This is a genomic window from Aquibacillus albus, from assembly GCF_016908325.1.
In the GTDB taxonomy this organism is placed as follows: Bacteria; Bacillota; Bacilli; order Bacillales; family Amphibacillaceae; genus Aquibacillus_A; species Aquibacillus_A albus.
Genome location: NZ_JAFBDR010000031.1, coordinates 23,712 through 48,103, shown reverse-complemented (window position 1 = coordinate 48,103; position 24,392 = coordinate 23,712). Strand labels below are relative to the sequence as shown.

22 protein-coding genes are annotated in these 24,392 nt (G+C 36.5%); 12 read left to right on the top strand and 10 right to left on the bottom strand.

Translation table 11 applies throughout. From position 1 onward, the window contains the following. Window positions 1-121: 121 nt before the first annotated feature. The 3 genes from JOC48_RS19220 to JOC48_RS19210 form a co-directional block, all read right to left on the bottom strand. Window positions 122-499, bottom strand: coding sequence for an SET domain-containing protein (locus JOC48_RS19220; RefSeq protein ID WP_204502028.1), 378 nt, complete (start codon window positions 497-499; stop codon window positions 122-124). Between the two features lie 135 nt (window positions 500-634). Further along, window positions 635-1,717, bottom strand: a complete 1,083-nt coding sequence (locus JOC48_RS19215) for an SDR family oxidoreductase (protein WP_338024353.1) — start codon at window positions 1,715-1,717, stop codon at window positions 635-637. A 38-nt stretch (window positions 1,718-1,755) separates the two neighbouring features. Continuing rightward, a complete protein-coding gene (locus JOC48_RS19210) occupies window positions 1,756-2,550 on the bottom strand; it encodes an alpha/beta fold hydrolase (RefSeq protein WP_204502026.1) in 795 nt (264 codons plus the stop codon). A gap of 69 nt (window positions 2,551-2,619) precedes the next feature. Between JOC48_RS19210 and JOC48_RS19205 the strand changes: the two genes are divergently transcribed. From JOC48_RS19205 to JOC48_RS19195, 3 genes are all read left to right on the top strand, one after another. Then, the gene (locus tag JOC48_RS19205) at window positions 2,620-2,814 is read left to right on the top strand and encodes a hypothetical protein (RefSeq protein WP_204502025.1); all 195 of its coding nucleotides are present in this window, start codon (window positions 2,620-2,622) and stop codon (window positions 2,812-2,814) included. 40 nt (window positions 2,815-2,854) lie between these two features. Further along, window positions 2,855-3,823, top strand: coding sequence for an aldo/keto reductase (locus JOC48_RS19200; RefSeq protein ID WP_204502024.1), 969 nt, complete (start codon window positions 2,855-2,857; stop codon window positions 3,821-3,823). A 279-nt stretch (window positions 3,824-4,102) separates the two neighbouring features. Then, window positions 4,103-5,509, top strand: coding sequence for an MFS transporter (locus tag JOC48_RS19195; protein ID WP_204502023.1), 1,407 nt, complete (start codon window positions 4,103-4,105; stop codon window positions 5,507-5,509). A 64-nt stretch (window positions 5,510-5,573) separates the two neighbouring features. On the opposite strand, the gene JOC48_RS19190 is transcribed toward JOC48_RS19195, so the two are convergent. The 3 genes from JOC48_RS19190 to JOC48_RS19180 all read right to left on the bottom strand — a co-directional run bounded on the left by JOC48_RS19190 (window position 5,574) and on the right by JOC48_RS19180 (window position 9,074). Beyond that, a complete protein-coding gene (locus JOC48_RS19190) occupies window positions 5,574-5,969 on the bottom strand; it encodes a hypothetical protein (protein ID WP_204502022.1) in 396 nt (131 codons plus the stop codon). A gap of 236 nt (window positions 5,970-6,205) precedes the next feature. Then, window positions 6,206-7,078, bottom strand: a complete 873-nt coding sequence (locus tag JOC48_RS19185; RefSeq protein ID WP_204502021.1) for a protein-glutamine gamma-glutamyltransferase — start codon at window positions 7,076-7,078, stop codon at window positions 6,206-6,208. A 181-nt stretch (window positions 7,079-7,259) separates the two neighbouring features. After that, window positions 7,260-9,074, bottom strand: coding sequence for a sulfatase family protein (locus tag JOC48_RS19180; RefSeq protein ID WP_338024352.1), 1,815 nt, complete (start codon window positions 9,072-9,074; stop codon window positions 7,260-7,262). A gap of 924 nt (window positions 9,075-9,998) precedes the next feature. Between JOC48_RS19180 and JOC48_RS19175 the strand changes: the two genes are divergently transcribed. The 6 genes from JOC48_RS19175 to JOC48_RS19150 all read left to right on the top strand — a co-directional run bounded on the left by JOC48_RS19175 (window position 9,999) and on the right by JOC48_RS19150 (window position 18,026). After that, the gene (locus tag JOC48_RS19175; RefSeq protein WP_275580780.1) at window positions 9,999-10,223 is read left to right on the top strand and encodes an alpha amylase C-terminal domain-containing protein; all 225 of its coding nucleotides are present in this window, start codon (window positions 9,999-10,001) and stop codon (window positions 10,221-10,223) included. Further along, complete coding sequence (locus JOC48_RS19170; protein WP_204502018.1) at window positions 10,213-11,379, top strand: glucose-1-phosphate adenylyltransferase; 1,167 nt, start codon at window positions 10,213-10,215, stop codon at window positions 11,377-11,379. Before JOC48_RS19175 ends, JOC48_RS19170 begins: the two co-directional genes overlap by 11 nt. Before the next feature lie 5 nt (window positions 11,380-11,384). Continuing rightward, entirely contained in the window at window positions 11,385-12,482 is a 1,098-nt protein-coding gene (gene glgD, locus JOC48_RS19165) for a glucose-1-phosphate adenylyltransferase subunit GlgD (protein ID WP_204502017.1), read from the top strand. Continuing rightward, entirely contained in the window at window positions 12,479-13,930 is a 1,452-nt protein-coding gene (gene glgA / locus JOC48_RS19160) for a glycogen synthase GlgA (protein ID WP_204502016.1), read from the top strand. The genes glgD and glgA overlap by 4 nt, the downstream gene beginning before the upstream one ends. Continuing rightward, complete coding sequence (locus JOC48_RS19155) at window positions 13,931-16,351, top strand: glycogen/starch/alpha-glucan phosphorylase (protein WP_204502015.1); 2,421 nt, start codon at window positions 13,931-13,933, stop codon at window positions 16,349-16,351. Window positions 16,352-16,586: 235 nt separating this feature from the next. After that, the gene (locus JOC48_RS19150; RefSeq protein ID WP_204502014.1) at window positions 16,587-18,026 is read left to right on the top strand and encodes an HD-GYP domain-containing protein; all 1,440 of its coding nucleotides are present in this window, start codon (window positions 16,587-16,589) and stop codon (window positions 18,024-18,026) included. Between the two features lie 47 nt (window positions 18,027-18,073). Here JOC48_RS19150 and JOC48_RS19145 read toward each other — a convergent pair whose 3' ends face one another. After that, window positions 18,074-19,336 carry a nickel pincer cofactor-dependent isomerase, group 22 gene (locus JOC48_RS19145; RefSeq protein ID WP_204502013.1) on the bottom strand — a complete coding sequence of 421 codons (1,263 nt, stop codon included), beginning with the start codon at window positions 19,334-19,336 and terminating at the stop codon, window positions 18,074-18,076. Between the two features lie 233 nt (window positions 19,337-19,569). Here JOC48_RS19145 and JOC48_RS19140 point away from each other — a divergent pair, with 233 nt between their 5' ends. Continuing rightward, on the top strand, window positions 19,570-20,208 hold the full coding sequence (locus JOC48_RS19140) for a hypothetical protein (RefSeq protein WP_239584482.1): 639 nt from the start codon (window positions 19,570-19,572) through the stop codon (window positions 20,206-20,208). A gap of 233 nt (window positions 20,209-20,441) precedes the next feature. Further along, window positions 20,442-20,726, top strand: a complete 285-nt coding sequence (locus tag JOC48_RS19135) for a hypothetical protein (RefSeq protein WP_204502012.1) — start codon at window positions 20,442-20,444, stop codon at window positions 20,724-20,726. A 41-nt stretch (window positions 20,727-20,767) separates the two neighbouring features. Here JOC48_RS19135 and JOC48_RS19130 read toward each other — a convergent pair whose 3' ends face one another. Further along, complete coding sequence (locus JOC48_RS19130; RefSeq protein ID WP_204502011.1) at window positions 20,768-21,052, bottom strand: hypothetical protein; 285 nt, start codon at window positions 21,050-21,052, stop codon at window positions 20,768-20,770. Window positions 21,053-21,374: 322 nt separating this feature from the next. On the opposite strand from JOC48_RS19130, the gene JOC48_RS19125 reads away from it, so the two are divergent. Continuing rightward, the gene (locus JOC48_RS19125) at window positions 21,375-21,845 is read left to right on the top strand and encodes a Crp/Fnr family transcriptional regulator (RefSeq protein ID WP_204502010.1); all 471 of its coding nucleotides are present in this window, start codon (window positions 21,375-21,377) and stop codon (window positions 21,843-21,845) included. A gap of 81 nt (window positions 21,846-21,926) precedes the next feature. On the opposite strand, the gene JOC48_RS19120 is transcribed toward JOC48_RS19125, so the two are convergent. Next, on the bottom strand, window positions 21,927-22,961 hold the full coding sequence (locus JOC48_RS19120; protein WP_204502009.1) for a S8 family peptidase: 1,035 nt from the start codon (window positions 22,959-22,961) through the stop codon (window positions 21,927-21,929). Between the two features lie 210 nt (window positions 22,962-23,171). Beyond that, window positions 23,172-24,155, bottom strand: a complete 984-nt coding sequence (gene guaC / locus JOC48_RS19115) for a GMP reductase (RefSeq protein WP_204502008.1) — start codon at window positions 24,153-24,155, stop codon at window positions 23,172-23,174. Window positions 24,156-24,392 lie beyond the last annotated feature (237 nt).

Genomic DNA, 24,392 nt, shown 5'->3' with positions numbered 1-24,392 from the left:
AAAAGGCTTAGGATCATCAGCTCCAGTTCAATATAAAAGTAAATTGGCAGCATGACCCCAAACCTTATGTGTCTACTTGACAGGGGTAAGCTTACAGACCCCTTTGATTTCTTGGAAAAAATTAGTCAATATTAAACCATAAGGGATCGTTGTTGTCAACCTCGCCATTGTAGTTTATAAAGATCTCTTCTCCTACTTTTATATCTTTGTACGCCGAAAAAGTAAACGTGTGATTGCTAAAATTAATATCATATTCAGCATTTGGTTGATAGGAATGGTTAAATAATGCACCGTAACCCAAAACAACACAACTATGATTTTGGCCATATTCAAACACATAATCATCGAGGATTGTTTTTTCTATGAAATCGTGATCCCTATTCGGATAAGGGATAACTGGTGCTTCGTGAATCAGTTCTCCTTTTTTTATATCACGCGTAGCAAACACTCCTCTATTAAATGCTCCATCACTTATTTTCGATGTTTTAATTTCTATCATCATTATCACCTACTATTTCTCTGAAATTTGTGTCCTTTTACCTTAAGCACTTATAGTTTATAGAAATTCCTATTATTTATAAATACATGTACAATATAGTGTCCGCACTGTGTGGACAAATGTCTTTTTGAGGGGTCAGACCCCCCACAGGTTTTGATTGGTCTTAAAATATGCGTTGATAATCATTTGGATTGTGTCATTGGACATATTTAGGTGCGTGACTTGTGTGTTGTGAATGAGTTTTTGTGTATTGTGATCTTCAAATTCAATATTTGTAGCAAGGTAGACTTTAAACACATCAACCATTCGGTTAAGTTTTTCTTCTTCAGCACTTAATTTATAGTTCTCGAAGTTTTCTACAATAGAAAGGCGATCAAAACTTAACGCTTGTTTAAACATATTGATTAGCTCCCAGTTACTAGGAGGCTTAGGATTGGTAATATGATAAATTTTATTCTTCTCTGCATTTAGCAGTGCTAAACTTAATACTTCCGCTACATAATCGACTGGCACAAAATTCGAAGTACCTGCACGATTAGCAATAATACGATAAGTAGTATTTAAAGTCGTTTCTTTGCGCAAAATCTTTCGTTTAAAAACATCTAATGCCCTCATAAATCCATACAGTGTGAATTGGGAGTCCGCTTCTCCTGTATTAGAATCTCCAACAATGATGGAAGGTCTGAAAATAGACACTTCCATTTCATTTTTGTAAGAAAATACAAGGTGTTCAGATTTTACTTTGCTTTCTTCATAAGGATTGTTATAGGAAACAGCAGGTGAATAGAGTTGTTCCACACCTTTTGATCTTTGCCCCACCGTATAAGCTGTGCTGACATAATAAAATTTTTGTACGTCCATTACTCTTGCTAACTCTAGCGCATTTTTTGTTCCGTCGTAATTTATTGCAAATAACTCGTCCCTTAAGTGTTGGTCAAATTTTACTAAAGCTGCAGAATGGTAAAAGCAATCTACGTTCCCCTCAAGGTCTTTTATTTGCTCCGCCTGCAAGCCGCAGTTTGGACGTGTAATATCACCAATCAGCAAGTGAATTCTATTTTGTTCGGTGCTAGTAAAAGTGCTTTTTAATTCACTTGCTTTTTGTCTATTTCTCGCAAGAACAAATAAATGGTGGTTGGTATCCTTTAAAAGATTTTTCATTAGTTTTCCACCTAGAAACCCTGTGGATCCTGTTAAAAATATGTTCAATTTGCTCACCCCAAGCAATGTAGTGTAGTCATGATTGTAGAAGGAGTTTAAGAAATTTTCCTTACCGCCTTCTCTTGAAGTTTTAAAAATTCCAAGCTTATTTTATTAAATTGTTGAAACCCATCTAGGTTGCAAACGTGTCCACAATTTTCGATGATTCTCATATGAGCATCTTCATCCTGTTTAATATCTTTTTTTAGAGAATCTATAAATAGATGATCTTGATTGCCTGATACATAAAGCTTCGGGATACCTTTTGCTCTTGTTTGTACTTGTAAATAGCTTTCTTTTAGATCATTTATTGCATCAAACCAACCAATGAAATCTTCTCTTCGCATTTTCTTTGCTTCTTTAATAAAAATGCTCCTGGATTTCTTGTGGTTTGATTTTGGCATAATCATATATGCAAACAGATTGTAAATCCAAACATGTGGTGTAATAGATTTAATGAGCTTCCCAAGCGTGTACAATACGTTAGAGAAAAGGTTAAATCTAGTCATTGCTCCTGCTAGTGTTGCACTTTTAACTATTTTTGGTCTTTCTTTTAAGATGTAATGGATAATGACAGAGCCTAAAGAAATGCCAACAAAATGAGCATGCTTTATTTTTAAGTAATCCAATGTTTTGATAACTTCACCGGCAACAATGGAAAAAGAAAAACCAGTGTAATTACTAACACTCGGGGAATTACCGTGTCCAGGTAAGTGAAGCGTAATCACATTAAAATGTTGTTGATACTGTTTCATTTGTTTATAAAATATCGCCGAGCTCCCGCCTAAACCGTGGAGAAGGACTACATATCCTTTGGCGGCATCTTTACTGTGAATCTTGTATTCTAACACCTATTTCCCCCCCTAGTATATAAGCATCCTAAGAAGAGAAATTCCATTCTTTTCATGCAAATGCTTTGATTGCTAGATACGTATAAATGTTTATCTATTAATCATAACGTATTATGCAATGCATCAAACAGTGGAAAAAGTGACCATTTTGTGAATCTTATTGTGAAAGAGATAGCAGGAGATGATTGGTTAGTGAAAAAGGGAATTAATATTGAAAAAAATATTTTGTATAAATCCAAAAAGGAAACAACAGTAGAAATCTAGAAGTTTATATCTATTACATAAAATAGGAGGAATAAATGTTATGGAATATCGCACAATCGGAAAAACAGGTATTAACGTATCGAGCCTTTGTTTTGGAACGATGTCGTTCGGGGGAATAGCTGATGAAGCAACCTCAAAGGCAATGTTTGATCGTTGTAGAGAGGTTGGTATTAACTTCTTTGATTGCGCTAATGTTTATAATGGCGGACGGGCAGAAGAAATTCTAGGAAAATGTATGGCAGATAATCGAGATGAAATTGTATTAACGACGAAAGTTTTTGGTGCAATGGGTGATGACATTAATAACAGAGGATTATCTAGACGCCATATTATGATGGAAGTAGAGAACAGCCTGCGCAGATTGAATACCGATCGAATTGAATTTTATTTTGTTCATTCATTTGATCCAAATACCCCAATCGAGGAGACATTACGTGCTATGGATGATCTTCAACGTCAAGGGAAAATTTTATATCCAGCAGTTAGTAATTGGGCAGCCTGGCAAATTGCAAAAGCATTAGGAATATCAGCGAAAGAAAGCCTGGCTCGTTTTGAGTGTATTCAACCAATGTATAATCTTGTGAAGCGCCAGGCAGAGGTAGAGATCTTACCATTTGCATCCTCGGAAGATATCGGTGTTATCTCTTATAGTCCACTTGGTGGTGGTTTGCTCACTGGAAAATATAGAGGTGGCCAAAAGCCGCAGCAAGGTCGATTATTGGAACAGGATAACTATCGTAAACGTTATGGCCAAGATCAGTACTATGAAACTGCTGATCGCTTTACACAATATGCGGCTGATCATGGTGTACATCCAGCATCTCTTGCTGTTGCATGGGTGATGGAAAATCCAAGTGTCACTGCTCCGATTATCGGTGCACGTAACCTGGAGCAGCTAGAGCCTTCATTAGAAGCGCTGAATATTGAAATGACTCCAGAATGGCGCAATCAAATTTCCGAGTTATCTGTTGCGCCACCTCCAGCTACCGACCGTTCGGAAGAGGTGTAAGTTGATAGCGTGATGAAATAGAAGGAAAGAAAAAGGGGAATAGTCCTTTTTCTTTCCTTCTTTTGTTTAAAAAAAATCAATATAGCACATACAGATTGCGAAACTAAGCTCTACAATTATTTATGTAAGAAGACATTCCCCAATTTCAAAGTGTCCACCCAGCGAGGACAAATGTCCACAGAGGGGGTCAGACCCCTCTTCGAATTCACTTTATTGGATTTTTATGGCGTGTACTGTCTATGATAATGGGGTAGGGTTAATTAAATTGACGAAAGGAAGATGAAAGAAGTGACAACAATCGCTGGGCAACTTAGTGTAGAATATAATCTAACCAAGTCAGAAAAAAAGAAGATCATCTTCCTGATGTGTTCTGTTTTACTATTTTCTGTCATGAATGGGACGATGTTCATGATTGCAGTACCTGATATTGCAAAATCATTTTACCTGTTGCCGTCACAGGTAAGTTGGGTCGTAACAGGCTACATTATTCTTTATGCCATCGGTGCATTGATGTATGGGAAGCTAGCTGATATCTACCCTTTAAAAACACTATTGACGATTGGACTTAGCTTATTTGCAGCAGGTTCTATTTTGGGATTTTTATCACCAAACTTTTTGCTGGTGGTTTTTTCACGTATGATTCAAGCGACAGGGGCATCTTCTATTGTTGCATTGGCTTTTATTGTGCCATCCAGGTATTTTCCGAAAGAAAGAGGTAGGGTATTAGGAATTGTATCAAGTACGATGGCTTTTGCCTCTGGGGTTGGGCCAGTAATCGGTGGTTTTGTCGCTGGTGCACTGAATTGGCAATATTTATTTTTAATTTCCGCCTTCGTGTTAGTGACCATACCTTTTTTTCGAATCTGGATGCCTGAAGAGGAGAAAAAAGCAGGAAAAGTAGATGTTCTTGGTGCTGTGTTTATTGCGCTAGCGGTAGCTTGTCTAATTCTGTTTATTACCATCTTTAATTGGGGGTTCATCGTCATAAGCCTTGTGTTTTTTGGGTTGTTTGGATGGAGAATATTTAATAGTGACTATCCGTTTATAAATCCTGACTTGTTTCGCAATGCCCCATACCGAACAACGATTATTAGCGGTTTTTTGGCAATCATGGTGATGTTTGGCATGATGTTTATGATGCCTCTTTTGTTAGATGAGGTTAATGGGTTAAATACGCTATTTATCGGGCTTACGTTATTTCCAGGTGCGATGGCTGCTGCTTTAACTGGTAGATGGGCAGGGATTCTTACCGATAAGCGGGGTAGTCAGCAAGTTGTCTATCTTGCTTTTGCGCTTATGATGACTGGTTTCTTTTTGTTATCCACCTTTATTGGAAGTGCTGCATGGGTAATAAGCATTGTGATTATAGTAAGCTTTATTGCTTTTCCCTTTATCCAAACGGCCACTGCTAATTTGATCTCAACGGTTCTCCCTAAACATGAAATTGGGGTTGGAATGGGTATCTATAACTTATGTAATTTTATGGCTGGTGCCTTCGGTGGCGCCATAATAGGAAAAATATTAGATTATGAAAGTGATGTGAAACTGAATCCATTTGCGATTGGCCAAGATCAAGAGATTATTTATAGCAATGTATTCATCGGTTTTATCGCATTGACGTTTTTAAATGGTTGCTTTTTTTACTTTGCTTTTAAAAAAAGGAATGAAAATATCGATGAAAGATGAATGATAGGGACAAGGGGTGCCTTGTCCTTGTTTAGCCTTCAGTCAACATTATGTTTGCCTTTACTTATGAAAAGGGGGAGATTTTCCGAACCTTTTTTAGACCTTCATAGACCTTCAAACTGTTCGTTTTTGTGAATTTCCAGCTTTCTTCAAAATTACTCATTATTTCATTTTTTCTATATTTGTATAGCATCGTCGTTATTAGAAACATTTCGCTGATTAAGAATAGCCAAAACCCAAGCTTAATCCCGTTAAAAATCACTGCTTCATTCATTTGTAAAGCATGTAACACCCAACCAAAGGCTGCTAGAGAATAAACTAATAAATTAATCATACTAGCAACAATCATATTAACGGTAAGCTTGACATCTGTATTCTTCATCATATATGTTACATATTTATAGCTTGCAAAAAAAGCAGCTCCAAAAAACAAAATATAAGTTATGTATGATAACACCATATGCTTCGTTCCTCCTTGTTAATAATATAGTGTAGTTCAATCTTGCCCACTATTTTCCAATTCCAAAACACTTATTAACATTTTATGTTGGTTACTAGTAAAAAATTCCTTATAAGGGAAAGAGAACTATTCACACGAGCTGAAAATGGTTAGTTAATAAGGTTAGAAGTATTGCAAGAAATGAGGCATGAAGCTCCCGGGACATGGGGACAAATCCCACACCCAGGAGCTTACCCTTACCATATGAACGGGTTTGTATAGGTAATTTGATTGTATACGTTATTTAAATAGATAAGATATTGTCCACACGAAATCGAGCTTTCATTATGGTGTATGGCGATAAGTGGTATTTTATATGCAGGATAATTTCGGGACAGCATCGAAATTTTTGCCAAATGGCTAAAGGAAGGCCTTGTAACTAAATTCGTCAGATAAGCTGATTGATCACTTTCTGGCTTTCTCCTTTTGTTCAGTGCCTGAATGATTTGATCAGCGGTTCTTATTCCTAATCCATGTCCAAAATATGTTCCATCTCCGAGAACAACAGCATTTTCTCCTCTCCACCACGACCTTTCCGGATCAACGTCCGGATTGTTAAAATAGACAACATCTCCAGGAATAAAGTGATTCGTATTTAAGGTTTGTATTTTAAGGTCAGGGTCAAAATGCCAGCTGTATAAGTAAAGGTTTGCAAATAATTGGTTAAATAACTGTTCACCAATGCTATTTAAAACGGCATGGTAATAAATAATTACTTTTGCCGTGGCACATTCAAACCCATATAGTGAGCTATTCTTGTAAATATCTTGAATTGCTTCAGACGGTAACATACCAGGTTTCAGTTGGAATCCGCCATTTTTTGTTAATTCCCAGTATTCAGGATTACAATAAGATTTTGCAAATGGTGCAAACTGTGCGTGACCTTGATTCATTGCTCTTGCACTTACTAGGATGTTTTTACGCAACTTGAGTTCAAACAATAGTTCATCGATGGATTGATACGAATATACGATTGGATCGGCTTGTATCTGTTGTATGATTAATTTTTCTGTGCTATTAGACGGCCACTGGTCACTCAGTTGAAATGGCATTCCCGTAATTTGTATCATACTATCCCTCATTCTAATTTAGGTATTATGACTCAGTGTATTCGAGTGTAAGTTTTAATGTGTCTCAGAAGTGAATAAACTGAACAAGGAAAACATCCGTTATCGTACTCGTTTGTGAAATGCGATAACGGATATTTTTAGGGTGAAGAATAGAAAAACGAAGTGCTGAAAAATTTTCCCATTAACTTTCCCCGTTACACTGACAGGATGGTTTACCTGGAACTTCTCCACTTGTTGGGTATAGCCTTTTTTGGTTGCATTGGTTTTCAAGTGTTGTAGTTAAAAGTTGCTGTATAATTTTTGATTTTGGTGTTGCATTAGAGGGATTAGCTAGGTTAATTTCTTCTAATGGGTCTGTTGTTAAATTGTATAATTCATACTGATTTGGTACAGGGGTTGTTTTTGTTGTGGTTATACAAAGCGAGCATTGGTCATTATGTTTGTTATCAATTGGTTCGCCTTCTGTTTGTACCGTATCACTACTCCCAGGGTCGCTCCAAAACTGAGGGTTATCAAAGTAACGTGCAAATTTCCAAATTTCCTTCTCATTATTATTTCCTGTCTTTACTGTGGTAATTACTGCTTCGATGTGATTGGGCTGGGTTACCGATTCGTAAGGTTCGCCCGTTGCACTGGTTTGGTTTAATCCTCTTGTAATGTCGTCATCGGTCATAAAATAAAGGGGTTCATCAGCTCTGAAAAATTGATTGCTCCCTGTGATGAGTGGGCTCAAATTCCTTCCTACTAATGGATGAACTTCCGTATGGTCTTTTGAAAGCTTCTTTTGGATTATTTCTTCATTGATACCAGCTAATCCTAGTAGAGTTGGTAGGATATCAACATGACTTGTCAACATGTCGGTAGTTTCATATTGAGTGAAGAGCTTCGGACTATGGATGATCAATGGTACGTGAATAGATTCTTCATACATGTTATACCATTTTTGATAGAGACCACCATGTGCTCCGAGAAGTTCGCCATGGTCAGATGTAAATAATACGATTGTATTTTCATAGAAGCTTGAATGTTTAAGAGCATGAAAGACTTTGTTCATTTCGTCATCCACCTGTTTTTGCAAACTGTAATATAGTTGTCGATAATAATTGTTGTCAATGATTGGTTGGAGTGCTTTCGGATAAGTAATACGATAGCTTTCCTGAGCTAGTGGTTTAGTCGAGAGGGATTCTCGAACAGTCGGAGCTGGTGAAATAGGAGGAAGAGTAGAATCGACTTTAAAATTAAATGCTGGAGACAGAGCGGTTAGCACACCGTATAATGCAATATCATGTGGATTGACAAAAGAACACATAATAAACCAGGGGGATTCGTCTTGGTTTGATTGTTCATCTAAGGACTCAATTAGCTTTACGGTATCTTCTGCATACACCTCATCTCGGCCACTTGTACCAATTGCGGCTGATGACCCTGAATTCCGAGGGTTTGTTCCATGGGGTTCTGGTCCAATCCAGTCAGAGAAGCCAAAGGAGTTCAAGAGGTTTGCTTTTTGATAGATTGCTTCTTTTTCTTTACTAGGAACACCTGTAGCCGAATTATAACTAGGATAAGCATTGTGTGTACCCGGAACTAGAATATCTTCATCTGAAGCGTGCCACTTCCCTTTCCAAAAGGTTCGATATCCTGCTGTTCGAAAATAATCTCCCATCGTGGGAACTGAATTAGGATCAAGCCAAAAAACATCTGGATCAAAGGCTTCTTTGGCTACCCCAGTCGTTTGAGTAACTCCATGAAGGGAAGGATACTGCCCTGTATATAAAGTTGCTCGACTTGGAGAACAAGCCGTACTTCCTGCATAATGGTTTAAAAACTCCATGCCATTTTTACGTAATAGATTTTGTGTAATTAAATTTTCTTTTCGCCACTGCTTTAATTCTTTGGATTCATAGACGGACGGAAAACGTTCTTGATCAACCATTAAAATAAGAATATTTGGTTGTTCCTTATTATGTTGGTTAGTTCTTATATGTTTATTACTCACTATAGACATCCTTTCAAATAATCTAGCTGAATTAATACTATTATTATTCGTGAATTTTTGAAGTGTGTCATTTTTACTGAGTGAGTCGATTCTAATATAACAAGTATTACCTATAGTCTATGTTGATTCAAGAAAACAAAAACCCCCTTGACGTTCAAGGAGGTGTTAATGTTTGAATATTTGAATAAATCGTTTAAGTAAGATTTTATATTTTATTTTCACTGTTTCTTCATTCATTTAGCCTAGGTTAGATTCTTGTAAAGCCACTTCGTCCTATCTTCCAACAAACATTTTTACAGCAAGTGCTAAAAATGTAAATGAAAATAGACGGATATTTTTTGTTTTTCTAATGATTGTTCCCTCCTAATTGTTTTAATATTCTGATATAAGAATATCAGCTTATTCATAACATTTACACCTTTATGTAAGAAAACCTAACGTTGTTTTTCTATGCTTAATTATGAGTCGAAAATATACTAATATATTATCCTTTAACAGAGCCTGTGAATTAAATCTTTACTATTTTTGGGACAAGGAACCTGTCCCTCTGTCCCTTTATACACATTAGTGAATAATCATTCATTTTCTTAAATGAAAGCGATTGCTTGTTTGTGAGGTTGTTTTTCAAGATAGTTGGGATGAGTCGAACAAGTATGAAATTGTGAAAACGTTATGATTGTTGCCATGTTTGAAATCTTCTATTTGTCATCCATCCAAAAATATTTATTCCACTTTTGTAGAAAAAGAGTCAATTTTTTATTCATCTTCGCATACATTTAAGAGTCAATAATTTTTCGGGAAAGGAAAGTGGTTCATGTCGCCTTTTGTAATTAGTGATTACGAATATGATATTTATCGATTTCTTCAAGAAAACCATCTACTTAACTATCATAAGCTTAGTACTCATATTTATCCTGTAGCGAGTTGGTAAATCAAATTTGTATACCTAAACAGACAGACTACATGGAAGTTTTTAAAAGTGATGATGAAAGGTTTGGAGGATCGGATGTTGTAAATGCTTCTACTTTTGCGACAGAACGAACACCTTTCCATAACCAACACTATTCATTGGAAATGAATGTTCCGCTACTTGAAGTGGCGGTCTTAGAAGAAAAAATAGTCGAAAGAGGGGAAGAGGATGAGTCGTAAAGAGGTAGTAGCTATGCTTTTAGCTGGTGGGGAAGGAAAACGCTTGTCGAACCTAACAAAAAGCGTTGCTAAGCCTGCTGTTCCATTCGGGGGGAAATATCGAATTATAGATTTTACATTAAGTAATTGCGCGAATTCCGGAATAGATACGGTTGGAGTTTTGACGCAATATGAACCACTTCTTTTAAACAGTTATCTTGGGGTAGGGGCTCCGTGGGATTTAGACCGAAAGTGTGGCGGACTAAAAATATTACCTCCATATGTTCAGAAACAGCAAGGAGGACGCTGGTATAAAGGAACAGCCAATGCTATTTATGAAAATATATGCTTTATTGAACAGTATGAGCCTGACTATGTACTCGTTATTTCAGGAGATCACATATATAACATGGATTATAGCAAGATGCTGGAAGAACATGAGAAAAACAAAGCAGATGGAACGATATCAGTCATCCAGGTACCTTGTCAAGAAGCGAGCCGATTTGGAATTATGAATACAGATGATCATAACCGTATTATAGATTTTCAAGAAAAGCCAGAGCAACCAAAAAACAACCTTGCGTCAATGGGCGTATATGTTTTTAACTGGTCACTATTGAAGAGGTATTTAAAAGAAGATGAGAAAACAGCAACATCTAGTAATGATTTTGGTAAAGATATTATTCCAATGATGTTAAGAGAGAATTGTTCTCTATATGCCTATCAATTTGAAGGGTATTGGAAAGATGTTGGTACTGTCGAGAGTCTTTGGGAGGCAAACTTAGATTTATTAGACGATGATTCCGCTTTAAATCTGAAAAATTCAAATTGGCGACTCAAATCTGTTAACCCTAATATGCCACCTCAATATGTTGGAAAAGAGGCGAAGGTTAGTCGTTCCATGGTGAATGATGGTTGTATCATCAATGGAAGCATTGACCATTCCGTTTTATTTTACGGAGTAGAAGTTGATGTTGGAGCTTCTATAAAGGATTCCGTTATTATGCCACATGCAAAAATCGGTCGAAATGTTAAAATTGAGCGCTCCATAATCGGAGAAGGAGCGATCATTCCAGATGGTGTAACAATTGGTCAACATGATGGACCTATTGAATTAATTGATCAAACCTCCACATATAAAAACGATATCCCACTGTTTGTGAATGAAAGGAGATAGAGTAATTGAAAAATAATGTACTAGGTATTATTAATGTAACGCAAGAAAATCATGAATTACATGCATTAACCGCTCGCCGCTGTCATGCATCTCTCCCGTATGGAGGAAGATACCGGATTATCGATTTTATATTGTCTAGCATGGTTCATTCCAAAATAAGAAATATTGCTATTTTCACGCCTCCTAATTATCGTTCTCTCTTTGATCACCTTGGCTCGGGCAAGGATTGGGATCTAGAGTATAAACAGGAAGGGTTATTTATTTTTCCGAAAAATTCAACTTTTGACAATCGTGATGATTTTTCTGTCTTAAATCAACATATCGATTATTTAGAGAAAAGCAGACAAGAGTATGTCTTAATATCTTTTGGTAGTTTAGTAATGAACATTGATTTTCAACCGGTAATTAAACAACATATACAGTCTGGTGCCGATGTTACGGTTGTCTATAAAGAAAAGGAAGTCCATGATGTTTCCTTTACTGATATAACAATGGACGATTTTCAAAACATTACCAGCTTTAATGAAACAGACAGTCCTTATGGCTCTCTTGATATTTTTGTGATGAAAAAAGATAAATTTATTGAGTCCATTAAAACCAATGCGAATAAATATCGAAGTTTATTAGATGTGTTAAAAAATTGCGATTTAACATGTAATATTAAAGGTTATGAATATGATGGATACGTACAGAAGATTAATAGTATTCAAGATTACTACCGATATAATATGGAATTATTAGATCCTTATTTTCTAAATGAATGGCTACTTAAGCCAAATGAGATTTATACGAAATTGAAAGATGAGCCACCAGCCAAGTATTCCGCTTCCTCTGAAGTAAAAAATGCTATTATCGCTAATGGTTGTGTGGTCGAAGGGAACGTAGAAAATAGTATTCTTTTTCGCGGGGTCCACGTAAAAAAAGGTGCAACGGTAAAAAATAGTATCGTTATGCAAAAGTCCCAAATTGGTGAAAATGCAGAGTTAGATGGTGCCATCATTGATAAAGAGGTAGTGATTTTTCCTTATGAGCACATAGAAGGAACGCCAAATAATCCTAAAGTAGTAACGAAGCAAAAAATAGTTGGAGAGCAGATAATATGAACATTGTTTTTGTTGCGTCTGAAAGTACTCCATTTGTGAAGACAGGTGGTTTAGCAGATGTTATTGGCTCCTTACCACAAGCATTAAGGAAAGAGGGAAACGTGATTGACGTTTTCCTTCCAAAATATAAAGCGATACCCGAGGAATACAAACAGCGGATGGAGTCGGTGTACCGTGGTGAAATTTCATTAGGCTGGCGGAAGCAGTATTGTGGAGTCGATACCCTTCATCTGGATGGGATTAATTATTATTTTATCGATAATGAGTATTACTTTGGCCGGGATAACATTTATGGATATTCGGATGATCTTGATGAAGCAGAACGATTCACCTTTTTTTCAAAAGCTGTCCTAGAAATGATACCGAAAGTAATCGAAAAAGTCGACATAATACATGTACATGACTGGCAAACGGCAATGGTTCCTGTGTATATGGAGGCGCAGTATAAAAAGGAAGCTTTTTATGAAAATGTAAAAACAATGTTTACAATCCATAACTTAAAATACCAAGGGATTTTTTCCAGTCATTTGTTAGGGGATGTTGTTGAGCTCGGTCCTGAATATTTCCATCCAGAAGCCTTAGAATTTCATGGCTGCATCAATTTTATGAAAGGGGCCCTCGTGTACGCAGATATTATTACAACAGTTAGTGATGCGTATGCGAAAGAAATTCAATATCCGTTTTTTGGAGAAGGGTTGGATGGCTTGCTACGGAAAAGACATAACGATTTATATGGAGTGATTAATGGAATCGATACGGTAAGCTATGACCCTGCATCCGATGTCTCTCTTATCGAGCAATATCGTGATTGGAGCGGGAAATACGTAAATAAAAAAGTATTACAACAATTGGTAGGGTTACCAGAACGTCAGGTTCCAATGGTTGCAATGATCACAAGGTTAGTTGAACAGAAAGGATTAGACCTTGTCGTACGCGTACTTGATGAGTTACTTCAGGATGATATACAAGTTGTTATTTTAGGAACGGGTGAACCTAAATATGAACAACTTCTTTCTGAAATAGCTTCCAGATATTCTGAAAAGTTTTCTTTACAGTTGAAGTTTGATGAAGCAATGTCGAGACAAATATATGCCGGTGCTGATTTATTTTTAATGCCTTCGTTGTTTGAACCATGCGGCCTAAGTCAACTCATTTCGTTTAGGTATCAAACTGTTCCTATTGTTCGTGAAACAGGTGGTTTAAAGGATACCGTTCAACCGTTTAATGAGTATACAGGAGAAGGTAACGGCTTTAGCTTTATGAATTACAATGCACATGACATGCTGCATACGATTCGGAGAGCGATATCTTTTTACCAAGATCCACAGCAATGGGAGAAAATTGTTCGAAATGGAACTGTTCATGATTTTAGTTGGAAGCAGTCAGCCAAAAAATATCGTACACTTTATCATCAATTGTGTCTACGTGAAGAGGCGGTGACAACTTAGATGTTTGAAAATAAAGACACGTTTAAGGCAACCTTTTTAGATCGGTTAGTTTCCATGCACGGGAAAGAAGTTCAGGAGACGACCCCTTCTGATCAATATCAGACGCTTGGTTGTATGGTGAGGGAGTTTATCAGTTCATCTTGGGTTAACACGACAGATTTTTATGAAGAAAATGAAAGCAAACAGGTTTACTATTTATCCATGGAATTTTTACTTGGGAAACAATTGAAAAATAATTTATTAAGCCTTGGTGTTTATTCTATTTGTAAGGAAGGGCTTATGGAATTAGGGATTGATATGGAACAATTGGAAGGGAAAGAGCCTGATGCAGGGCTGGGAAACGGAGGGCTCGGCAGGCTCGCTGCTGATTTTATGGATTCGTTAGCTTCGTTAAATATGCCTGGGCATGGGTGTGGTATTCGCTACAAGTACGGGTTGTTTGAGCAAAAAATAATGGATGGGTACCAAATTGAAGTTCCTGATTACTGGCTAAAAGAAGGTAATGTTTGGGAAATTAGAAAATCCGACCAAGCCTTCGAAGTCCGTTTTGGGGGCGAAGTTCATATGCGTGAAGCTAATGGTGACTTGTTTTTCGAGCACATAAACTATGAGCCGGTTATAGCTGTCCCTTATGATATGCCAATGGTTGGATATCATAATGAGACCGTTAATACACTCCGATTATGGAGTGCAGAATCAATCATGAAAGATTTTGAATTGTCGGAGCTATCAAACCATAATTACCATAAGATTGTAGAATACAAACGGAGGACAGAAGAGATTTCAGAGTTTTTATATCCAGACGATTCTACCGAAGAAGGTAGAGTGCTACGGCTTAAACAGCAATATTTTCTAGTATCTGCAAGCTTACAAAGTATTGTTAGTCGGTATAAAAAAGTTCATCAAGATCTTAAGGAATTTTCAAATAAAATTGCCATTCATACGAATGATACACATCCTGTTCTTGCCATACCTGAGTTAATGCGAATATTGATGGATGAGGAAGGGTTTTCTTGGAAAGATGCTTGGGAGATTACATCGAATACGATTTCTTATACAAATCACACGATTCTTTCAGAGGCATTAGAGACTTGGCCAATTGAACTTTTTCGAACACTATTGCCGCGGATTTATATGATTGTTGAAGAGATAAACGAACGGTTTTGTCGAGATCTATGGAAAAAGTTTCCTAGTAACTGGGATAAAATTAGCGATTTAGCCATCATCGCGGACAATCAAATACGAATGGCACATCTTGCTGTCGTTGGAAGTCACTATGTCAATGGCGTATCCAAGTTGCATAGTAACATATTAAAAAATCAATTGATGAAAGACTTTGCATCGATTATGCCCAACAAATTTACCAATAAAACCAATGGTATATCTCATCGACGTTGGCTTCTTGTCGCGAATTCATGTTTAGCAGGGACAATAACAGAGGCAATTGGTTCTTCATGGATCAATAATCCGACTGCATTACAAAATCTGACTAACTTTAGTAATGATCGAGGATTTCAAGAAGATATCGCAAAGGTGAAAGCTTATAACAAACAAAATTTAGCAAATTGGATTTATAAGGATAGTGGCGTTGTTGTTGACCCATCTTCTATTTTTGATGTTCATATTAAACGAATGCATGCGTATAAAAGACAATTATTGAATGTTTTTCATATTATAGATCTATATCGACGGATAAAAGCAGATCCGAATCTTGTGATAACACCTAGGACATTCATTTTTGGAGGGAAGGCTGCTCCAAGTTATCATCTGGCAAAAGACATCGTCAAGTTAATTAATACCGTAGCTGATATCGTCAATCAAGATAAAACGATTCGAGATCAAATAAAAGTTGTTTTTATAAAGAATTATGGTGTTTCTGATGCTGAACGTATCATCCCTGCTACAGATGTTAGTGAGCAAATCTCAACTGCAAGCAAAGAAGCATCAGGTACAGGAAACATGAAATTTATGATGAATGGTGCCCTTACGATTGGAACTCATGATGGTGCAAATATAGAAATTGCAGAAGCGGCTGGTTTCGAAAATTTATTTCTGTTCGGATTAAAACCGGAAGAAGTATTGCGCTATTACGCGGAAGGGAATTATATCGTAAGAGAAGTATACAATCAAGATCCACGGTTGATATACATACTAGATCAATTTATTAATGGACCTCTTTCTAAAGAAAAAGCCGATTTCAAATCCATTTATTACAGCTTATTAAATCATGATGAATACTTTGTCCTTAAAGACTTCTCTTCTTATGTAGAAACTCAGAACAAAGTAGCGCATGCCTATGTTAACCAAGAGGAATGGCTAAAAAAATCAATCATAAACATAGCAAATTCAGGATATTTTTCCAGTGATCGAACCATTAAAGAATATGGAGAAGAAATTTGGAAAATCAAACCTATGCGGTGACTGTCACCGCCCGAATAATATTGTTTCACAGTAATGTTACACAGTGTTTGTTAATTTGTTATGGTCAACAATTATATGCTAGTGCTTATGGAAGTGACTTCATAAGTACTAGCATTTTTTTCGTTGTAGAAAAAGGTCGTGAAAAGAAGGAGTACAGAACATAATGTCGAATTAATCATAAAGTATGCTATTCTTATTACTGTATTTTTTCGTTACTTGGTTGGAGGGATAGGTTTTGCAGAAGTTTTCCTACTGGATAGGTCCTTTTATCGCAACAATGGTTCCGCTTTCTTTATTTATCTACTTGAAATTGGAACCTTCTATAGATTTGATTATTTCAGTCCCAAAGGAACATTTTATTATTGTTAGTATGGTGGCACTCCTGTCAACCGTCATATCTTTGGCGGTAGGAGTGTCTGGTACAAAACTACGTAATATTCATGTTACTTTTTTATCGTTAGCTTTTATATCGTTAACTGAAATATTTGCTTTGCATGGATTAGCAACACCTGGATTTATTATTGATGCTTCTAGTTTGCCTGGTGTTGCAGCACAGCTGAGTATTTTGTTTGCCGTTTTTTGGTTATGGCTATCGTCGTTGTCTTCCGATCATCCTGTCGTGTTATATATATCTTCCTTTCAGAAATGGTTAGTTCCGGTCTGGACTATTATTCTAGGGGTGTGTTGTGTACTGGCCATGCTATTTCCGCAGCTCGCAAATGTAATTCCTGTTAATCAAAATCCATTAAATTGGTTAATCACTGCCATGATTATTACTCTTAGTCTTCATGCTATTATTCGCTATATGTATTCCTACCGTTTCTCACGACTGCCGCTTCAATTGACGATTGTTTATAGCACGTGTTGGCTGATGGTTTCTCAAGTTATTATGATATTAGGAGAGATGTGGAGAATAAGCTGGTGGCTCTATCATTTCTTGTTGCTGTTCTCGGTGATTATGATGCTAATAGGATTGGTTCGACAGTATGCTTCCAAGTCTTCGGTTACGATGGCGGTAAAATCTCTTTTTCATTCGAATCCAGTTGAACGGATAGAAGCATGCATATCTCCAAGTATTAAAGCATTAGTAGTTGCTACAGAAGCTAGTGATGAATATACAGCTGGTCATAATTTCCGAGTGGCCTTGTTTGCGTTACAAATTGCAGAAGAAATGGGTGTAACACCTGATCAACTTCGCGCATTGGCTCAGGGAGGAGTAGTTCATGATGTTGGAAAATTACAGGTTCCTGATCATATTCTTAACAAGCCCGGCCAACTGACTGAAGAGGAAAGAGCGATGATTGAACTACATCCAGTAACGGGATATGAAATGTGCAAGAGGTTAGGTTTTATGAAAGAAGAACTGGATATCATCCGCTATCACCATGAGAGATGGGATGGCAGTGGATATCCAGATCGTTTAAAAGGAAAAGAAATCCCTTTTCTGGCAAGAATACTGGCTGTTGCAGATGTTTATGATGCGCTTACTTCAAACCGATCTTATCGAAAGGCATGGACTAATGAAGCAGCAATGAAGGTAATCCTAGAAGAAAAAGGCAGCCATTTTGACGCTGACTGTGTAGATGCATGGGTCCGAGTATGTCAACGTAATCCTGATACATATCAACATCTAGTGAAAAATTTTAATGAGGAAGAGAGCCATTCCGTGTCATAGTAAGTATTTAACATAACAACCTTGTCCCAAAATATTCGATGGTGGAGTTAAAATCTAAATGGGCTCAAATCATCATTTTGATTAAATGCAAGTGGTTTTAACTCCTCGATAACAGTTATGTGCTCCATATCCTTCACTTCATTAAAAATAGTTTCGGAAACAATGATTTCTTCTAAATTTAACGTATTTGGTATTCGCATAAACCGTACTTGGTTCGTTGATACGCCCCATGTACCTCTTAGTGCAGTTTTTAGCGCTTTTTTATCATTATCTAGCACAATTGGGATTTTAGCACGATCAAGAAAACTACTTGTAATAACATTTTCATTCATGGTAATGAAATCTATCTTTTGGAATAAGCGCTTTGTCGTTACGTCTGCTAATCCAATTCCCAGAGCGTTTCCGTGTGAAGCGTCACTTAAGTCTCCAGCAATGACATACTTTATTGTCGGTTTAAGGTTGGAATCATCTTCGCCAAGGATTCTAAGGCGACCGATAATATTTGTATCCATCCCTGTACCACTGTAGTCTTTACCAATTTCATCGACAAACAAAATATCTAACTCATCGACTGGTAATTTTGGCATCAGAGAACTAGACAATTTTAAAAGTTCTTTTTCTCGTTCCACAATGTTTTGTTTCGGAATCGTTTCAATAACAGCTGTTTGGTCATAAGCATTTTCTACAATTCCTACACCAAATAGTACATTGGCTTTTTCTAGTACAACCTTCCCCACCTCTGGCATCATATCACGGAGTCCATATACACCATGCGTGTGAATGGTTTGAGCCTGTTTATGGTTTCCGTGTCCAATTGCGGCCATTTTGACAATTCCACTTTCATGCGCACCGTGAAAATCTGTATGTAATTTAATTCTTCCTGCTATAATAACTCCATCAGCGGTTGTATGTGTTAGTTTATCTTGATAAACAGGAACTCCATCCTTTGTAGTACCGAGTTGAATAACGTCCATGGAAGAACGAATTTTCATCTCGCAAAATTCTTCGGTAATACCTAGAGAATGTAAAACATCAACTTGACCTTCCGCAGTCGCTCCGCCGTGACTTCCCATTGCTGGTACAATAAAAGGTTCAGCTCCTAGCTTTTTTACCTGAATCCCAATTTCCTTAAGAATCAGTGCGATGTTTGTAATACCTCGACTACCAGCGGTTATCGCTATTTTCATACTAGGCTTTATCGTTTTTCTTATTTCATCTTTTAAAAATTCCTTAGAAATCACACCTGAAATATCATCGATCTTTTCGGACGAAAACTTCTGATGAATCTTCGCTACTTTTATCGTTTCCACTTTTATAGCCCTCTTTTCCAATTAAGGTTAAATGAACAGAGTTTTGCGAATTTTCGTTCACCTTATATATAAGTATAACGCTTACGTATTCATTTTCCTAGGGTGCTCGTCACCACTCGAATAATATTGTTTCACGGTTGCGAATGTTAGGGTGTATGTATATTTTAATAGGATCCCTACTGAACAAGGCGTAGTAATGATGCTATAATAGGGGAAAAAGTTTTTAGGATGTGGTGATAATCGATAAAAAGACAAAGTATGTATGGTATGCAAGTTATGGTTCTAATTTAAATAGAGATCGTTTTTTATGTTACATAAGGGGTGGAAAACCTAAAGGGTCTGAAAAAGAGGAGATTGGGTGTAGCGATCAATCTCTTCCTGTAAACGAAGCAACTCATATTATGCATTACCCATTGTATTTTGCAAAGAATTCTGTTCGTTGGCAAAAACAAGGAGTAGCTTTTATAGGATTGAGTGAAGATGAAAAACATCATACTTATAGCAGAAAATATTTAATTACAGCAGAGCAATTTATGGATGTTGTAAAACAAGAAAATAACGGTGTTACATTAGATATAGATTTAGACGAAATCATGAAGCAAGGATTCAAAACCTTACGTGATTCATGGTACGGAACTATTTTATATTTGGGTAAAGAAGATGGATACCCTATTTTCACTTTTACTGCTGATTGGGATTTGGATGTTCCTTTCGTCAAACCTTCTAACGAATATTTAAGTATGATTATTAGCGGTTTGAAAACGACTTTAGGATTGGAGGATACAGCTATTGTAGATTATTTGAGTTTAAAACCAGGTGTTGCTGGTAATTACAGTAAAAATGATATTGATGAGTTAATTAATAGGTTATAGTTTTTCTGCGGTGCCTAGTTATCACAGAATATTGTCAGAATATGTCGAGTGTTGTGTAAGCTGGAAATTTTAAATCACTATTATATAATCATTAGCATCATTATCGAAAGGACTTGTTTTCATAGAAGATGAGCATTTTCAGCACAAAATCTATTATTAAAATTTCTTTTTCCTTCGTGGGAGTGAGGGTAGACTCGTGCTATAATAATGATGAACAAAGGGAGGTGTTTTTGATGAGCGAATCACGTTTGGATCGAATAGAAGCGCATATGGAGCAACTTATCTATATGGTGGCTGAGAATAATAAAATGATTCTTCAAAACAATAGTATTGTACAAAACATCAGCGACCGGATGGACTGCTTGGAACAAGCTGCTAAACAAGATAGACAGATAAATGAGGCCAGGCATAAGGAATTGTTAAAAGAAATAAGAAATAATAGTTATGAAACAGATTATCTTCGCAATGAGGTGTCAAAGCATGGCATGGAAATCCACAAATTGAAAGCTTCTCAATAATTCTTCTTAGGTAAAATAAAAAACCCTCAAATAAGGGTTTTTTAACAACAAATTTCTTCTTTTTTCATATCAACTAATTCAGCTTGATAGATTCCTGATTGAATCTTTGGCTGTAGTTCGCTTATATATTCTTGGATGTCTTGGCGTTGTTTGTCTTTTTCGCTTAGATTAAAATAAACAAATCCTTCTTCGTTATGAAGCACAGAAATATGTGTTTCCTCTCCAACTTTTGTTGTTGCTACTAGTCTACACGTTTTTCCTTTTGGCGGCATTTTAAATGCGATCTTAATCTCCTCCTGATGATTATTACTATGCACATCATGCAATGTACTGTAATAAATTCTAACAAAAGTGTTGACTTAAATAAAATGACATAATGCCTGTACAGTAGACGTATAGAGCGATTATTATTTAATGAAAGGAATTAATGCTACTGTTCTTATAAAAGGTTAAAAATGCTCCCTATTATTCGCTAGTACTAGAAAAATGGGATTAAGCAAGGGGGCTGGCACCTTCATTTAACTAAATTGCTTCTGAATGTTTCGAAGTGGCTAATACTTGACAAAGTATGAGCAATAACTTAATCTTTTCATTCACCTTATTTTAATATAAATGAACAAAAATATTTACAGTTAAAGGTGGGATATAATGAAAGTTCTCTCTCTGAATCTTAGATCACATGATAGGACTGAAGAATTGGTAGAATTAGATGGCTATGGTGTTACAGTTAATAAGCTGCAAGGTGAGACCATTTATGCTCCTGATCAAGTGGAGAGTGCAGCTTTCTATCTGGCGGATGGGTATGTGAAACTATTCAATCAAGACAAAGGAACAAAAAAAGTAATTGGTCCTGGGGCGTTTTTTGGAGATCGCTCTATCTTTTATTCAGAAGATATTTGTGCCACAGCCCTCACACCTATTCAGTATATTCGTATAGAGGAATCTAGTTTTAAAAAATTAATGTATCATAATACTAAACTAGCAATGAATATTATTACTAGTTTGTCAACGCATGTAATATATTTAAGTGAAAAACAAACTATACTTTCTAGAATTAAACAATTTTTCTATGGTGCCTATCACTGCCCAAAATGTGTCGTTTTGTGTCGAAATAAATAACGCCACCCCAGATGGGGGTGGCGTTATTTATTTTTCTTTTGAGTTAGATAAGAAGGCTTTCAACTCAAAAAGTCTATTATTCTATACTTCTGCATCCGGAACTACAAAGCCATTCCCTTTAGATTTTGAATTTTTAGCTTTTGAAGAGCTTGAAGAGCGAGTCTTGTTACATGAACGATTAAAACTTACATGTTCCTTATTCAAAGTAATCAATCCATTTCCTTCTACTTTTTTACTATTTTTTAGTGGAGTCGTGGCCTTTATCAGTTGGGCATAAATTTCGGGTTCTGTTAACGTTCTGTCAAATTCCTTTTCCATCTGCTCAATAATAATTGCGGCAGCTCCTGAAACATGTGGTGTTGCCATCGATGTTCCGGAAAGCTTTGCATACTTTCTGTTCAAATAAGTGGATACAACATCGACACCTGGTGCGACAAGGTCAATTTCATCATTTGTATTTGTAAATGCAGCCATATTCCCTTCATGGTCGACAGCGCCCACTTGGACTACTTCTTTATAATACCCCGGATACATGCGTTCGGATGTTCGTGCATTTCCATCTCCTTCATTTCCGGCAGCACAAACAACTAAGATATCGTTAGCAACTGCTTCTTGAATCGATTGATGAAGCTCTGGTAAATCAGTTGAAGTACCAAAAGACATCGACATGACCCGAACTCTTTCATTATTTCGTCCGCGCCATTGTGTAGCATATTCAATTGCATGAATAATACTATCAAAACTTCCCCCACCATTATTATCTAAAGCTTTTAAGATTAATAGCTTTGCTTTAGGGGCTACACCAGCAACGCCACGATTATTAAGTGTAGCTGCAATGGTCCCGGCAACATGTGTACCATGACCGTTACCATCATTGAAGTTTCGAATATTTCCTCGATTATCTGATGTGAAATTTCTTCCTCCAATTATTCGATTCCTTAAATCAGGATGATTCTTATCACAGCCTGTATCAATTACTGCAATAACGATATCTTGACCTTCAAACCCTTTTTCCCATAGTTTTGGTGCTTGAATCATTTCAACCCCAGCAGGAATTTCATCTGTTTTGTCAAACTCCTGTTGAATCTTATATGGGATTAAACGTGCTTGTTCCATCATTTTCCTCCTTTATTTCCATTTACTATAGTAGATGCAAAAAGGAGAAAAAGTGCACGGCAGAGGGATTAAAAGAAAAAGAGAGCGTACCTGGGGACTTCACTAATATAAAATTCAATTGTTTATAGGTCATTGAAATAAAAAAAACGCAAAGATTGTCGTCATCTTTGCGTTTTACGTCCGTAATTATTTTGTTGGCTTATTCTTAATTTAATACACCTTATCTCCATTAAAAATGGAATTTTTAACGATAACATAATCGACTGTTCGGATGGCGTCTAATTTATTTCCACCTGCATATGAAATGGAGGATTGAAGATCTTGCTCCATTTCTGTCAACGTGTCTTGTAGAGAACCTTTGTGCTCGACAATCATTTTTTTACCTTCTACATTTTTCTTTTCGCCTTTTTGAAATTCCGAAGCAGAACCAAAATATTCCTTATAAAGTTTTCCTTCTTCTTCAATGGTTTCTCCTGGAGATTCTTCATGTCCCGCAAAAAGGGAACCAATCATCACCATCGAAGCACCAAACCGAACTGATTTTGCAATGTCTCCATGGGTACGGATTCCTCCATCAGCAATAATAGGCTTACTTGCTGCCTTTGCGCACCAACGTAGTGCAGCTAACTGCCATCCACCCGTTCCAAATCCTGTTTTAACTTTTGTAATGCATACTTTTCCTGGACCAATCCCTACTTTTGTCGCATCTGCACCAGCGTGTTCTAATTCTCTTACTGCTTCTGGTGTTCCAACATTACCGGCAATCACAAAGCTTTCAGGTAAGTGTTTTTTGATATGTTTAATCATTTCGATTACCGCATTGGAATGTCCATGAGCAATATCAATCGTAATATATTCCGGTGTAAGCTGTTCATCTGCTAGTTGTTGAATAAAGCTGTATTCTTCCTCTTTAACGCCAACACTAATTGATGCGAATAACTCACGTGCTTGCATATCCTTAACAAAAGATAGTCGACTTTCTGGCTCAAAACGATGCATTATATAAAAGTAATCATTCTCTGCTAAATAAAGGGCAATCTTTTCATCTATGATTGTTTGCATGTTTGCAGGCACCACAGGTAACTTAAATTTACGTCCGCCAAATGTTACTGTTGTATCACATTCAGATCTGCTATTCACTACACATTTTGCAGGAATTAATTGAATATCTTCGTAATCAAACACATTTTCCATGTTGCACACTCCTAAACACGAATAATTTAGTTTAGTTAAATACAATTGTTCGTTCCTTTGGTAATGTACATTATTTTTACCTTCATGTCAAAGCTTTTGACAGTGATGTGAGATTTGTTGTTTATTTATGATGGTAATCTATTTTTATAAATCAAACCATATTCGATTTAATTTCCTTTGATCTATTTCCAATGGGGTTATCATTAACTTATCGTGAAATTCTTTCTATCAAGTTTT